The sequence below is a fragment of the Geomonas diazotrophica genome (genome assembly GCF_019063885.1).
Taxonomy (GTDB): Bacteria; Desulfobacterota; Desulfuromonadia; order Geobacterales; family Geobacteraceae; genus Geomonas; species Geomonas diazotrophica.
This window is the reverse complement of the sequence record NZ_CP077684.1, coordinates 1903767-1917961: the sequence shown is the minus strand read 5'-3', so window position 1 is coordinate 1917961 and position 14195 is coordinate 1903767. Positions and strand designations below refer to the sequence as shown.

13 protein-coding genes are annotated in these 14195 nt (G+C 61.7%); 7 read left to right on the top strand and 6 right to left on the bottom strand.

Features of this window, described 5'->3' with window-relative positions:
• Positions 1 to 132: 132 nt before the first annotated feature.
• The 6 genes from KP003_RS08365 to cysK form a co-directional block, all read right to left on the bottom strand.
• Positions 133 to 1620, bottom strand: coding sequence for a sigma-54-dependent transcriptional regulator (locus KP003_RS08365; protein ID WP_302467701.1), 1488 nt, complete (start codon positions 1618 to 1620; stop codon positions 133 to 135).
• A gap of 61 nt (positions 1621 to 1681) precedes the next feature.
• Positions 1682 to 3349, bottom strand: a complete 1668-nt coding sequence (locus KP003_RS08360) for an ATP-binding protein (RefSeq protein ID WP_216500715.1) — start codon at positions 3347 to 3349, stop codon at positions 1682 to 1684.
• 24 nt (positions 3350 to 3373) lie between these two features.
• Complete coding sequence (locus KP003_RS08355; protein WP_216500714.1) at positions 3374 to 4522, bottom strand: iron-containing alcohol dehydrogenase; 1149 nt, start codon at positions 4520 to 4522, stop codon at positions 3374 to 3376.
• Between the two features lie 558 nt (positions 4523 to 5080).
• A complete protein-coding gene (locus KP003_RS08350; RefSeq protein WP_236027098.1) occupies positions 5081 to 5629 on the bottom strand; it encodes a thermonuclease family protein in 549 nt (182 codons plus the stop codon).
• Between the two features lie 108 nt (positions 5630 to 5737).
• Positions 5738 to 6991 carry a Ni/Fe-hydrogenase cytochrome b subunit gene (gene hybB, locus KP003_RS08345; RefSeq protein WP_216791533.1) on the bottom strand — a complete coding sequence of 418 codons (1254 nt, stop codon included), beginning with the start codon at positions 6989 to 6991 and terminating at the stop codon, positions 5738 to 5740.
• Between the two features lie 268 nt (positions 6992 to 7259).
• Entirely contained in the window at positions 7260 to 8213 is a 954-nt protein-coding gene (gene cysK, locus KP003_RS08340; protein ID WP_216500711.1) for a cysteine synthase A, read from the bottom strand.
• A gap of 565 nt (positions 8214 to 8778) precedes the next feature.
• Here cysK and KP003_RS08335 point away from each other — a divergent pair.
• The 7 genes from KP003_RS08335 (at position 8779) to mnmA (ending at position 14188) form a co-directional block, all read left to right on the top strand.
• Complete coding sequence (locus KP003_RS08335) at positions 8779 to 10032, top strand: O-acetylhomoserine aminocarboxypropyltransferase/cysteine synthase family protein (RefSeq protein WP_216791531.1); 1254 nt, start codon at positions 8779 to 8781, stop codon at positions 10030 to 10032.
• A gap of 48 nt (positions 10033 to 10080) precedes the next feature.
• On the top strand, positions 10081 to 10293 hold the full coding sequence (gene thiS / locus KP003_RS08330; protein ID WP_216791529.1) for a sulfur carrier protein ThiS: 213 nt from the start codon (positions 10081 to 10083) through the stop codon (positions 10291 to 10293).
• Entirely contained in the window at positions 10293 to 11105 is an 813-nt protein-coding gene (locus tag KP003_RS08325) for a HesA/MoeB/ThiF family protein (protein ID WP_216500708.1), read from the top strand. The genes thiS and KP003_RS08325 overlap by 1 nt, the downstream gene beginning before the upstream one ends.
• Before the next feature lies 1 nt (position 11106).
• Positions 11107 to 11505, top strand: a complete 399-nt coding sequence (locus KP003_RS08320) for a M67 family metallopeptidase (RefSeq protein ID WP_216791527.1) — start codon at positions 11107 to 11109, stop codon at positions 11503 to 11505.
• 138 nt (positions 11506 to 11643) lie between these two features.
• Positions 11644 to 12594, top strand: coding sequence for a ferredoxin-like domain-containing protein (locus KP003_RS08315; protein ID WP_216791525.1), 951 nt, complete (start codon positions 11644 to 11646; stop codon positions 12592 to 12594).
• A gap of 21 nt (positions 12595 to 12615) precedes the next feature.
• Positions 12616 to 12840, top strand: a complete 225-nt coding sequence (locus tag KP003_RS08310; protein WP_216791523.1) for a sulfurtransferase TusA family protein — start codon at positions 12616 to 12618, stop codon at positions 12838 to 12840.
• A 277-nt stretch (positions 12841 to 13117) separates the two neighbouring features.
• Positions 13118 to 14188: a tRNA 2-thiouridine(34) synthase MnmA gene (gene mnmA / locus KP003_RS08305; protein ID WP_216791521.1), complete on the top strand. Its 1071-nt coding sequence runs from the start codon at positions 13118 to 13120 to the stop codon at positions 14186 to 14188.
• The last annotated feature ends 7 nt before the right edge of the window (positions 14189 to 14195 follow it).

The window sequence follows — 14195 nt, the reverse complement described above, 5'->3', positions numbered from 1 at the left end:
AAAAAAGATGGTCTTGGCAATGAAAGGGTGAAGCCCCCTCCCGATCTCCCCCTCCGGGGGAGGAGAATGGACGGAGAGATGGACGGAGGCGTCCCCTCCCGGAGAGGGAGGGGCTGGGGAGGGGAAGGCCTGCTAGCGCCCGGGGAGCTCCAGCTCCTTCATCTTCCGATACAAGGTATTGCGCGCGATGCCAAGGGCCTTGGCGGCTTCGGTGATGTTGCCGTCGTACTGGGTCAAGGCCTCCTTGATGGTCTCGGCCTCGGAGTCTTTCAAGGCGTGCAGCGGCGGTACGATCTTCTTTCTCCGCATCACCGCCAGCAGGTTGGACTGGGCCTGGCGCAGGGAGGAGAGCATCCCGGTCAACTCCTCGGCCCCCAACCGCTCAAGACATTCGCAGCTGCGACACTGCTCGACCAGATCGGTCCCGGCCAGGTTCGACCCGGGTTCGACGGAACGCGGCGCCGGTTGCGTGACGGAACGAGACGGGGCCGAAGGTCCGGCCAAAAAGGTGCCGCCGAGGTGCTCGGGAAGAATGGTGTCGCCGGTGCAGATCACCACCGCCCGCCGCATCACGTTGGCAAGCTCCCGGATGTTTCCCGGCCAGGAGTACCCCTGCAGCAGGCGCACCGCGACGGGGGAAAGCCTCAGGTCGCGATTCAACTGCTGCACGAAGTGCTCGGCCAAAAGAGGTATGTCCTCGTGACGCTCGGCAAGAGACGGTATCTCAAGGCGCACCACGTTCAGCCGGTAAAAGAGATCCTCACGGAAGGTCTTCTCCTTGATGGCCTGCTCGAGGTCCACGTTGGTGGCGGCGATCACCCTGACGTCGGTCTTGATGGGACGCTCCCCCCCTACCCTCATGAACTCGCCGGTTTCCAGCACGCGCAACAGCTTCACCTGGATCTGCGGGGTGGCGTCGCCGATCTCGTCCAGAAGGAGCGTGCCGTTGTTGGCCAGCTCGAAGATGCCGCGCCGGGTCTGGTTGGCGCCGGTGAAGGCCCCCTTTTCGTGGCCGAAGAGTTCGCTCTCGAGCAGGTTTTCGGGGAGGGCGCCGCAGTTGACTGGGATGAAGGGCTGGCCGGCACGGGCGGAGGCCGCATGGATGAAACGCGCCAGCACCTCCTTGCCGGTGCCCGTTTTCCCCTGGATCAGGACGGAGATGTCCTTGCCGGCGACCTTGTAGGCCAAAGACACCATCCGCTTCATCGGGGGGGATACGCCGACCCGGAAGCCTACCCCCTGGGCCACCTCGGCCCATTCGTCGGGGGCAGCGCTGCCCCTGCCGCGCACGGCGCCGGCACCTGCTGCCCGCTCGATCATCTGCTCGATCTGGTCGATATCGTCGAAGGGCTTTTCCAGGTACTCGTAGGCACCGAGTTGCATGGCGGTGACCGCGGTCTTGACCGTCGAGTAGCCGGTCATGATGATCACCTCACAGGACGGCTGCCTCGACTTGATGATCTCGAGGAGCGTGATGCCGTCCGTGTCGGGGAGCTTCAGGTCGACCAGCGCGACGCTGAAACGCTCCGCCTCCAGCGCGGCCAGGGCCTCGGGCTCGTTGGCCGCGGTGACCACCTGGTACCCCCTGCGGGTCAGCAGGCGGCGGAAAAAGGTGCACACGTCCCTCTCGTCGTCAATTATCAGGATTTGCATTTGAGATTCTGTCACGGCCTGCTCCCAACTATTTGTCGTTGCTTTCATCTACCGGCAGTACGAGGCTGAAACAGCTCCCCTGCCCCAACGTGCTCTCCACCTCGATGTCGCCGTGGTGAGACTCGGCGATGCCCAGGCTTACCGAGAGACCGAGGCCGGTCCCCTTGCTGGCCTCCTTGCTGGTGTAAAACGGCGTGAATATCTTGGAGACGTTCTCGGGCGCGATGCCGATGCCGTTGTCGGTGACGCTGAGGACAGCCCAGCGCCGGCTCCCGTCGGCCCGCAGCGAGGTGGACACCTCGATCACCTTCTCCTTGCCATCAACCTCGGTGAGCGCGTCACGCGCGTTGATGAGGAAGTTGGTCAGCACCTGCTGGATCTGGGGGCCGTTGGCGTTGATCTTTGGGAGATCCCGGTCGAAGTGCTCGAAGATCGCTATCTGGCTGCGGTTGATCTGGTACTGGATCATGTCCAGCACCCGCTCCGCCTCGGCGTTCAGGTCCACCGGAGAGAAAGGGGCCTGGTCCTGGCGCGAGAAGGTGAGCAGGTTCTGGATGATGCGCTTGCAGCGCAGACCGCAGTTGATGATGTCGGAGAGTGCCTCGCCGCGCTCGGAATCCTCCTCGCCCTGCAGGTCGCGGGCGAGCATCTGCGCGGTCCCGATGATGACGGTCATGGGGCTGTTCAGCTCGTGGGCCACGCCTGCGGCCATCACCCCAAGGGCCACCATCTTGGCGGACTGCACCAGCTGCGCCTCCATCTTCAGCTTCTTGGTCACATCCTTCATGATGATGGTGACCGCGGCGAGCTGCTTTTCCTCGTTGAACACGGGGTAGTAGGACAGCTCCAGGAACTCCCCCTCCGGGGTGTGCCACTGCTGGAACACGGGCTTCCCGGTCTCCTTGATCTCCTGGATCGGGCAGTTCTGGCAGGGCTCGGTCCCTCCCCTGAGCTTGGCGAAGCACTTGTTGCTGATGGCCTGGTTGAAGGCGTCGCTCATGCCGGGTGGAAGCTGGCCGTTGTGCAAAAGCACGTTGTAATCGGTGTCGATGAGAAAGATGGGATCGGTCACCGCGCGGAAGGTCGCTTCCCACTCCTTCTTGGCGCGGGAGACCTGCTTGTACAGCCGCGCGTTCTGCATGCTGATGGCGAGCTGGTCGGCCAGGTGCTGCACGAAGTTCAACTCGGCACGGGCGTAGGCTGAGTCGATGGTGCTGCCAAGGAGCAGCAGGCCGGTCACCGAGGAACGTTCGAACAGCGGGGCCGCGACGAGGGAGCGCAGCGGCTCGGTGTGCTTCTTGGTCCCTTGTGCCAGGCAGAGAGGATCCAGCATCGGGTTGTAGCTGGTCGCCCCCTTGTCCCTGAAGGCGTTCCAGAGGATGGACTGCTTGGGGATGTAGCCGAGGTCGCTGAAGTCGCGCGGGGCCATGGCGATCAGCTTGAGCTTCCCTTCGGTCAGCTTGGCCAGCGCCAGGAAGTCGCAGGGGAGCGCCTCGGGCAGTTTACGGAAGGCGCGCTCGATGATGTCGCCGATGGACATGTCGATGTTTATGTCGCGGGTCAGCTGCTGCAGTATCTCCAGGCGGCTGTTCTGTTTCAGAACGTCCTGGTTCCTCTTCTTGAGCTCCACGTAGTAGTTGAGCTTGGAGGAGTCGACACCGGTCAGCTGTTCGAGGAGTTTGCCCCTGTTTTTCACGGCACTTCCTTTGCGGCTCCAGGCCTACATGGCGTTGCGGTAGATCTGCTCGATCTGCTCGCGGGTCGCGAAACGCGGGTTGGTGACCAGGCAAGCGTCCTTGGTGGCGTTCTCGCTCAGAAGGGGGATGAACTCCTCCTTGAGCCCGAGCTCGGACAGCCCCTTGGCGAGCCCGATGTCCTCGATCAGGCGCTGCACCGCCTGGATGGAGCGCTCGGCGGCGGCTTCAAGGTCCAAGCCGGTGACGTCTTCGCCCATGGCGACGGCGATGTCGCGGAAACGCTCCGGGCAGGCCTGCAGGTTGAAGCGCATCACGTGCGGCAGGATGGAGGCGTTGGTCTCGCCGTGGTGCTGGTCGAGCAGGCCGTCGACCTGGTGGGTCATGGCGTGGGCGGCCCCGAGAATGGCGTTGGAGAACGCAAGCCCGGCGGTGAGGCTCGCCATGGCCATGTTGGTATTGGCGTCCATGTCGCTTCTCTCGGCGACGGCCCTTCTCAGGTTTTTCGAGATGAGCTGGATCGCCTTCAAAGCGTGGATGTCGGTAAGCGGCGTGGCGGCCAGCGACACGTAGGATTCGATGCCGTGGGTGAGCGCATCGACACCGGTGGCGGCGGCGAGCTTGGCATCCTTGGTCTTGAGCAGTTCCGGATCAACTATGGCGATGTCCGGGATGAGGGAACGGGAGATGATGGACATCTTCAGCTTGCGATCGGTGTCCACGATGATGGTGAACTGGCTCACCTCGGACCCGGCTCCCGCCGTGGAGGGGACGATCACCATGGGAGGAAGCGGGGTGGAGATCTTGTTGATCCCTTCGTAATCCTTGAGGCGCCCGCCGTTGGAGGCGATGGTGGCGATGGCCTTGGCGACGTCGGTGGGGCTGCCCCCTCCGACCGAAACGATGCCGTCACACCCGGAGGCCAGATACTTGGCCGCGCCTTCGGTGACCTCGCAGTCTTTCGGATTGGTGGTGAGACTGGAGAAGATGACCGTATCGAGTCCCGCGGCACGGAGATAATCCACCGCGGTATCGACCCAGCCCGCCGAGATGACGTCGCTGTCGCTGACCAAGAAGACCTTGGAGACCCCGAGGCGCACGACACTCTCGCCGATCTGGCTCAGGGAGCCCCTGCCGAAGATGATTTCCGGTGCTACGAACTTGCTGATTTCCATATTGCTCTGTCTCCTGAACCTGGCACTTAGCCCGCGGCGCGACTGCGCCGTGACAACGTATACACAGGCAAGATCGGTACCAAAGACGACCGGATGGAGCGATGCCGCGGCAGCATTTCTAATGAGGAGAGCGGGTAATGCGTTGAATACAAAACAATGAGACGGTTTTTTACGATCAGCGAAAAAAAGGCGGATCGATTTGGAACAGTGCGTATCCGGAACGAGACACGTTGTCACTATATCTAACAATCGTCATTTTTTGGAACAAAAAAAACGCGCAATTTCGTAACAAGGTGCTCTTTCGGGCGCCGAAGCTGTTTGCGGAACCGAACCACAAAGCGACGCGGAAAAAGGTGCTTACGAGGTTTAACGGACCGGGCCGGTTAATCGGGCGCCGACGGGGGCGGGTCATTCTATTCAGTTGTAAACAGGATGAGTTTGCTCAATTGACCATGGAGAACTGACGATGGACAACGGAAAGGTACCTGAAACAAGGGGGGGCGGCGGGGAACGGAGAGCTCCGGCGGGGAGACTGCTCGCAGCAGGGGATCAGTTGCCCTACTTGGCTTTTATTTTCAGGCGCGGCTTGAACTCCCAGGGAGGCTGGGGGTCATCCTGGGCCCACAGACCGTTGCGCTTGGCGCGCGCCATCCGTTCGATCCCCATGTAGTGCGGATGGTCGATCCTGCTGAGGAGCTTGCGATAGGCCCAGGCCCACCCGTCGTTGAGCATCTCTAGGTTGATATTGCGACCGTCCAGGTACACCACGGCGACGGCGACCTGGGTCGGCTCCGTTTTGAAGACGAGAGTATCGCGGATCTCTATGCGCACGACCTGATGCAACACCTTGAGCGACAAGGCGCGGAAGGCGTCCTCCGCGTAGGGCTGCCCCTGCTTGTACCAGCCGGTGAACTTGTCGATCTTGGCGGTCTGTGGAGCCGCGATGCCGTAGAGGCGGACCGGGATCTCGGTCCCGTAGGAGTTAACGGTGAGGCGGTCCCCTTCACTGACACCGACCACCAGTCCTTCGATGATGTGACCGGGGTGATGGGGATCGTTCTGGGCCTGCGCCGGCACCACCAACAGGAGCAGACACGACCAGAACATCAATAAACAGCCGGCTTTTTTCAACAACATCCCCCTTCCCACCACTATAACCGGTTGATCTACGAAACCGAGCGCCATGTTAGCAAAAGAGAGTAGGCAAAGCAATGCTCAATACCGGGCCTGCTGCGCAGGAAGCGGCGGTAGAAGTTTGATCAGCAACTGGTAGGCGAGTATTTCGAGGGAAACGATGCCGACGGCGATCATTACTTCTGCAAAAGAAGGGAAATAATGCCAGCCGTTCCCAGGGTTGAACCCGATCAGGTAGACGTTGAACCGGTACAATCCGCCGCCTGAAAGCATCACCACGGCGGCGAGAAACAAACGGCGCGGCGAGTATTTTTTGCCGACGCGGAAAAAGGGGATGGCGCCGATGCCCATGAGAAAGCACTCGGCAAGGAAGAAGATGGAATAGAAATCGCCGTGGAACACCGCGGGGACCTGGTCCCGGCGCATCACGTCGCCGATGCGGATCACCAGCCAGGCCATGGTCAGCCAGGGGATGACCCGGCCGACCGCCGCGAGCTGGGCGTTGTAGAAGCCGCGCTCCAGCACGAACGAGGACAGTATGGAGACGAAGATGACGATGGCGTAGCCGAAGTAGATGCAGTTGATCAGGAACAGCAGGGGAAGAAAGGGGCTGTGCCAGAGCGGATGCAGCTTGGTCGAGGCGATCAGCATCAGCGAGCCGAGCGCGGACTGGTGCATGGTCGGGAGGATGATGCCGGCCACCGCGGAGCAGATCAGGGCGCGGTTGATGAGGGTTCCCAGCTGCGGCGAGGCAACGGGCTTTCTCCCCTCCCCCGCCGGTTGCCAGGCGACCAGTCCCCGGCGCATGAGGGAGTTGAGCGCGATGGTGCGCAGCGAAGTGGGCGTACCGCGCCCCATCAGGGCAAGCAGGTTGGGGAGGTATTCGAGGCTCAGGGCGATCAGGTAGCCGAAGAGGCAGAGCACAAGCTCGAAGAACGCAGAATTGGGCTGCCAACTGGTGGCGGACAGAAGCCCGTGGGCGTTCCAGGGACGGCCGATCTCGACAACGATGGAAGAGGCCGCTAGGAAGGAACCGAAGAGGCTGGTGAGGATGGCCGACTTGACCAGGGTGTGGTACTGGCCGCGGTTGATTATATAGCTGAGGAGGGCGACGGTGTAGCCGCCGCAAGAGACGGCGGTACCGATGGCAACGTCATAGGCGACCCAGATCCCCCAGGGGTAACCGTCGCTTAGGTTACTGACGGCACCGATCCCCTTGGCGAAGCGGACCGCGGTGAAGAACAGGCCGACGAGGGACAGAGACAGCAATACGAAAAAAGATTTCGTGAAGATATTCCCCTTGCCACCGGGGAGGCGTGTACTGTCACTTCTCATCTCTATCCCTGTAGCCTTACGCTTATGAAGCCCGGTAAGTGTAAGGGGTCGAGGGGGCAACTGTCAACAATTCCGTATACCATGACGGGCGACCTGCCCGGCAGGACTCCGACATCGCCCGCGGACAAGCCAAGGTGGCGCTGGGCGTTGCAAAAGGACCGCAATAACGCCAGGTCCTCCCGGGGAATAGATGCCGCCTAACCGGCAGACGCAAAAAAAGCCCCGGGAGGTAACCCGGGGCCAGGGACAAGACTTGAGGTTGTGACGGTTACGCTTCTTCGAAAAGCGCCGTGGAGAGGTAGCGCTCGGCCAGGTCCGGGAGGATGACCACGATGGTCTTGCCGGCAAACTCGTCGAGGTTTGCCAGACGTACGGCGGCGGCTACGGCGGCGCCGCTGGAGATCCCCACCAGGAGCCCCTCTTCCTTGGTCAGGCGACGGGCGAACTCGAGAGCCTCGTTGCTGTCAACCTGCTCGACACGGTCGACGAGGGAAAGATCAAGGGTTTCCGGGATGAATCCGGCACCGATCCCCTGGATCTTGTGCGGGCCGGGCTTGAGCTCCTGGCCGGCCAGCTTCTGGGTGATCACGGGGCTCTCCTTCGGCTCTACGGCGACGGCGACGACGGGTTTTCCCTTGGTGTGCTTCAGATACCTGGAGATGCCGGAGATGGTACCGCCGGTTCCCACGCCGGACACGATGACGTCGACGGCGCCGTCGGTATCGGCCCAGATCTCGGGGCCGGTGGTCTTCTCGTGAATGGCCGGGTTAGCCGGGTTTTTGAACTGCTGCGGCAGGAAATAACGGGCTGGATCGGAAGCGGCGATCTCTTCCGCCTTGGCGACGGCCCCCTTCATGCCGGCGGAACCGGGGGTGAGGATCAGATTGGCGCCCAAAGCGGCCAGCACCCTGCGGCGCTCGATGCTCATGGTCTCCGGCATGGTGAGAGTCAGCTTGTAGCCGCGTGCGGCCGCCACGTAGGCGAGGGCGATGCCGGTGTTGCCGCTGGTGGGTTCGACGATTTCGACCCCGGGTTTCAACACGCCACGTTCCTCGGCGTCCCAGATCATGTTGGCGCCGATACGGCACTTGACCGAGTAGGCAGGGTTGCGCCCTTCGACCTTGGCGAGGACGGTGGCCTTGGCCCCCTTGGTCACATGGTTCAGCCGCACCAGCGGTGTGTTGCCAATGGATTGGGAGTTATCTAGGTAGATACGGGACATGGTGGTTGATCTCCTTTCGGGTGGGTTGCCTTCCTTGGCTTCGCCAACTTTAACATCTGTTGCGGCAATCTCTCGGCGTTTTTGGTAATTTTTATATTTAACCTGCAACATTGTCAACTATTTTATTACAGTACTTGATCCACAAGATGTGTTTTACCGTCTCCCGGACCGCAGATGCTCATCTCACCCCCTTCACGTGCTGCCTGCTTGAGTAAGCAAACTCGAGGTTTTTTCCGCCCAGTCATTGTCGCACCAAACCGTCAATTAAGCTTTCAACAGCAGCAACACGCACCACAGTCACACGGTAAACAATGTGTGATAACGATGCATGGCAACATGTTTTGCATCCTGCGACCGAATTGACACTCGAAGGAGATACAAGGCAGCACCCACACGGGATACACGAGAAAAACGGCCAAAAGCAAACAACAGCTCTCAACTGTGACAATCACAATTTATTTCTTGACAAAATGAGTTTCAAAAACTACCCTCCCCGCAATTGGACGGCGCGACATGGGCATCGGCATGCGCCGGACATGACCTGGGTCGACAACGCGGAGGGGATGTGGCAGAAGCGGAACAGCAACTGAGATTCGATACCAAGCTCATCCATGGCGGGACCGTACCGGGTCCTTCCGGAGCCACCAAGCCCCCCATCGTGCAGGCCTCGGCTTTTGCCTACCAGACCGCAGAGGAACTGGAGGATGTCTTCAAAGGGCGGGCGGTCGGCCAAGTCTACACCAGGATCGGGAATCCCACCCTGGAGGGGTTGGAGAAGCGTCTGGCGGTGATCGAGAACGGCATCGCCGCTGTGATCACCTCCTCGGGGATGTCAGCCATCACCACCGCAGTGATGGCCGTGGTGCGGTGCGGCGACGAGATTCTCTCTTCGGCTTCCCTTTTCGGCGGCACCTATTCGTTGTTCCACGACACGCTGGCCAACTACGGCATCAAGACCCGCTTTTTCGACCCCACCGACCTGGGGGCGCTGGAAGCAGGGATCAGCGAGCGCACGCGCCTCATCTTCGTGGAAACAATCGGCAACCCGAAGATGGACGTCCCGGACATCGAGGCGTTTTCCGCCATCGCGAAGAAAAGCGGCATCCCGCTCATGGTCGACGCCACCGTTTCCACGCCCTACCTGGCACGCATGCGGGACCTGGGCGCCGACATCATCATCCACTCGACCAGCAAATATATTAATGGCACGGCCAACTCCATCGGCGGCGCCATCATCGACGCCGGCAGCTTCGACTGGGGCAGCGACAGGTTTCCCCACTTCGAACCGTTTCGGCGCAAGTACCGCAACTTCGCCTTCACTGCACGGGTACGCAAGCTGATCCACAAGGATTTCGGCGCCTGCGCCGCACCGCTCAACGCGTTTTTGTCCGGCGAAGGGCTCGATACGCTCGCCCTGAGGATGGAGCGCCACTGCTCCAACGCGCTCGAACTGGCGCGCTTTCTCGAGTCGCACCCGAAGGTGGCCTGGGTCAACTACCCGGGGCTGCCGGACTCGCCTTTTCACGAGGTGGCCGGCCGCCAGTTCAACGGGCGCTTCGGCGGCCTGCTCACCTTCGGCCTCGCCGACAAGCCGGCAGCCTTTCGCCTCGTCAACGCCCTCAGGCTCGCCAAGAATCTGGCCAACATCGGCGACACCAAGACCCTGGTGATCCACCCGGCCAGCACCATCTGCGCCGACTATACCCCCGAGGTGAAGAGGCTCATGGGAGTGAGCGAGGAACTGGTCCGGGTCTCGGTGGGAATCGAGGATCCCGCCGACATCGTCGAGGATTTCAGTGCCGCCCTGGAACGGGTTTAAGGCTGTTTTTTACCGATCATCTATGCTACTAAACGAGGAGCGCATCTAATGAATTTGACTGTGAACGGCAAGCCTGCCACCATCGGCGAGGAAACAGCGGTTTCCATCACCCACCTGCTCGAGGCCCTTCAGGTCGAGCAGCGCGAGTACGTCACCGTGGAGTTAAACGGCGACATCATGGATCGCGGCGACTTCGAGACGGCCACGGTCAAGGACGGCGACAGCGTCGAATTTCTCTATTTCATGGGCGGAGGTAGATAGTGAAGCTCACCGAAGAGCAGATTAACCGCTACTCGCGGCACATCCTTCTCAAGGAGGTCGGGGGCAAGGGGCAGCTGAAGCTGATAAACGGCCGGGTGCTTGTGATCGGGGCGGGCGGGCTCGGGTCCCCCATCGCTTTGTACCTTGCAGCCGCAGGGATCGGCACCATCGGCATCGCCGACGCCGACCGGGTCGACCTTTCAAACCTGCAGCGCCAGATCATCCACAGCACCCCCGATGTCGGCAAGGCCAAGGTCCTCTCGGCGAAGGAGAAGATGCTCGCCATCAACCCCGAGCTGAACGTGGTGACCTACGAGACCTGGGTGTGCGCCGAAAACATCCAATCGATGATCGCCGACTACGACTTCGTGATCGACGGCACCGACAACTTCGCGGCCAAGTTCCTGATCAACGACGCCTGCGTCCTGGGGCGCAAGCCCTACTCCCACGGAGGCATCCTGCAGTTCGACGGCCAGACCTTCACCGTATCCCCGGGCGAGTCCCCCTGCTACCGCTGCATCTTCCCGGAGCCCCCTCCCAAAGACGTGATCCCGACCTGTTCCAGGGCCGGCGTGATCGGCGTGCTTCCGGGCATCATCGGCACCCTGCAGGCCACCGAGGCGATCAAGTTTCTGCTGGGCACCGGCGACCTGCTGCACGGGCGGCTGCTCACCTACAACGCCCTGCGCATGCGGTTTCGGGAGGTACCCATCAGGAAGAGCCCGAAATGCCCGATCTGCGGCGACAACCCGACCATCACCGAACTGAAGGACGAGCTGGACGCGCTGACCGTCTGCGACCTGGGACACTGAGATGCTGGAGATCCCACGGGAGATACTGGACGCGGTGATCGCGCAGGCGCAGGTAGGGTTCCCGCTGGAGGTGTGCGGCATCCTGGGGGGGACGGCGAACCGCGTGGCGAGCCGCTACCCCATGACCAACACCGACGCGAGCAACGAGCACTTCATGATGGACCCGAAGGAGCAGTTTGCCGTGGTGAAGGCGATGCGCGCCGCCGGAGAGGAGATGCTGGTCATCTACCACTCCCACCCGGAGTCCCCCGCCCGCCCCTCCCAGGAGGATATCCGCCTCGCCCTGACACCCAACGTGTTCCACCTGATCGTGTCGCTCGAAAACCGGGAGCAGCCGGTGGCAAAGGCCTTCCGGATCGCGGGCGGCGTGATCGAGCCGGTGGAAATTAACACCGTTTAACAGGGATAAAGGGGATAAAGGGGATAACGGCAAAAACGTCTTTGGGTTACCCCAAAAGCCTTAAATACTCCGCTGGTTTATCCCCTTTATCCTTTCATCCCTGTGAATAAGTACTGTTTTTTACCTTAGGAGAGAAATGTGGCTGAACAGAAGATCGATCTGAGGAACCTGAAGGCCGGCGGCTTCATCAAGGAGCGCGGCAAGGACCTGTTCACGGTACGCCTGCGGGTGCCCGGCGGCCGCATGTCGGTGGACCGCCTGTCGAAGATCGCAGAGGTGGCGCAGAAGTACGGCAAGGGCTACGTGCACCTGTCGGTGCGCCAGTCCATCGAGCTGATCAACATAAACTTCGCCGATTTCGACGCGGTGGTCGCCGAACTGGGCGAGGAACAGCAGAAGGTCGCCTCCTGCGGCGCCCGCGTGCGCGTTCCTACTGCCTGCGGCGGCTGCGAGTACAACCCCAACGGCCTGGTGGACACGCAGAAATCCGCGCTGGAGGTCGACCAGAAGCTGTTCGGGACCGCCACCGGCCACCACAAGTTCAAGGTCTGCTTCGCCGGCTGCCCCTTCGACTGTCCCAAGTCGGCCATAAACGACGTCGGTTTCCAGGGCGCGGTCTGGCCGAAAATCGACGCCGACGGCTGCATCAGCTGCGGCCTGTGCGCCAAGTCCTGCACCGAGGGAGCCCTGTCCATGGGCGCGGACAACAAACCGGTCTTCGACGCGGCCAGGTGCATCTACTGCGGGGACTGCATCAAGGTCTGCCCTACCGGCGCCTGGAGCGCCGAGAGGAAGGGATACACGGTGCGCATCGGCGGCAAGTGGGGACGCAGACCGCTGGTCGGGACCCTGTACGCGACATTCGTCCCAGAGGAGCGCGTGGTGGAGTTCATCGCCACGGTCCTTGCTTGGTACCAGGAGAAGGCGGAGGGAGCCGGGCGCGTGCGTCTGGGCGACGTCATCATCCGCGAGGGTTGGCAGTCTCTTTTGGAGCGGCTGCGCGGCTACTTCCCTGAGTACGTGGTGAAGGAAACCATCGCGCCGCAAGTCATCCAAAGCCAGCTGCCCCTTCCCGGCCAACAGGCTTGAAGCAGAACAAGAGGTGATAACATGCAAAGCATCGATCTGAGAGGCGTTACCTGCCCTACCAACTTCGTGATGGCCAAGCTCGAACTGGAGGACGTCGAGGTGGGTACCACCGTCGAGTTTTTCCTCGACGACGGGGAGCCGGTCAAGAACGTGCCCAGGAGCCTGAAGGACGAAGGGCACAAGCTGCTCGGCCTCCAGGAAAGGGATGGCTACTACGTCCTGACGCTGGAGAAGGGCGGAGAGTAAACTCCACCTTCGCCGATGCGCCTGTGGATGATTTAACTATTCATCCCCTCGCCCTCCGGGAGAGGGTGCCCGAAGGGCGGGTGAGGGCTGGGCAACGGAGATAGGTCACTTCGCCTACCGCGACGCCCTCACCCCAACCCTCTCCCAACGGGAGAGGGAGTGAACGACACCCTCACCCCAACCCTCTCCCAACGGGAGAGGGAGTGAACGACACCCTCACCCCGCCCCTCTCCCATGGGGAGAGGGAGTGAACGATGTCCGAATGAACGGAAAAAGCATGTCTGATAAAAAACGTGTAATTGTGGCTATGAGCGGCGGCGTCGATTCTTCGGTGACCGCCGCTCTTCTCAAGGAACAGGGATATGACGTCATGGGGGTCTCGCTGCAGCTCTACGAGCGCCCCGAACAGACGCCGTCCGGCGGAAAGACCTGCTGCTCTCTCACCGACGTGATGGACGCCGCCCGAGTCGCCAAGCGCCTGGGGATCCCCTTCCAGGTGGTTGACCTGCGCCAGCGCTTCCAGGAGCTGGTGATCAACGATTTCATCTCCGAGTACAAGGCGGGACGGACCCCGAACCCCTGCGCCCGCTGCAACGAGAGGATCAAGTTCGGCCTGCTCCTCGAGATGACCGCCTCCTTCGACGCCGACCTCCTCGCCACCGGTCACTACGCCCGCATCGAGGCCGATGCCACCGGGATCTACCGGTTGCGCAAGGGGCACGATCCCCGCAAAGACCAGACCTATTTCCTGTTCGGGATGAACCAGCGGCAACTCGCCCGCACCGTCTTCCCGGTGGGTCACCTGGAGAAGCCCGAGGTGCGGCAGCTCGCCGCGCGCTTCAACCTGCCGGTGGCACAGAAGCAGGAAAGCCAGGAGATCTGCTTCATCCCCGACAACGACTACGTCCGATTCCTGGAAGACAGCGGCGTCGCCCCGCACCCCGGAGAGATCGTGGACCGTTACGGCAACATCCTTGGGCGCCACGACGGCATCCACCGCTTCACCGTGGGACAACGACGCGGCCTGGGCATCGCCTGGAAAAAACCGCTCTACGTGACCGGAATCGACACCGCAAACGCGCAGGTGGTGGTCGGCCCGAAAGAAGAGCTGCAAACGAGCCACCTTTTCGCTGACCAGCTTACCTGGACCGACACGCCCATCACCGGCAGCTTCCGCGGCAGCTGCAGCATCCGTTACCGCCAGCAACCGGTTCCGTGCCGCGCCGAGCTGTGCCAGGACGGCAGGCTGCGGGTGGAATTCGACACCCCGCAGGGAGGGGTCACGCCGGGACAGGCAGCGGTGCTCTACGACGGGGACTCCGTGGTCGGAGGGGGCTGGATCCTCTAGGCGGTTG

What these genes read in the sequence shown, in the direction of transcription:
- KP003_RS08355 (WP_216500714.1), bottom strand. Translation starts at nt 4,522, where the DNA reads ATGGAAATCAGCAAGTTCGTAGCACCGGAAATCATCTTCGGCAGGGGC.
- KP003_RS08350 (WP_236027098.1), bottom strand. Translation starts at nt 5,629, where the DNA reads ATGTTCTGGTCGTGTCTGCTCCTGTTGGTGGTGCCGGCGCAGGCCCAG.
- hybB (WP_216791533.1), bottom strand. Translation starts at nt 6,991, where the DNA reads ATGAGAAGTGACAGTACACGCCTCCCCGGTGGCAAGGGGAATATCTTC.
- cysK (WP_216500711.1), bottom strand. Translation starts at nt 8,213, where the DNA reads ATGTCCCGTATCTACCTAGATAACTCCCAATCCATTGGCAACACACCG.
- thiS (WP_216791529.1), top strand. Translation starts at nt 10,081, where the DNA reads ATGAATTTGACTGTGAACGGCAAGCCTGCCACCATCGGCGAGGAAACA.
- KP003_RS08320 (WP_216791527.1), top strand. Translation starts at nt 11,107, where the DNA reads ATGCTGGAGATCCCACGGGAGATACTGGACGCGGTGATCGCGCAGGCG.
- KP003_RS08310 (WP_216791523.1), top strand. Translation starts at nt 12,616, where the DNA reads ATGCAAAGCATCGATCTGAGAGGCGTTACCTGCCCTACCAACTTCGTG.
- mnmA (WP_216791521.1), top strand. Translation starts at nt 13,118, where the DNA reads ATGTCTGATAAAAAACGTGTAATTGTGGCTATGAGCGGCGGCGTCGAT.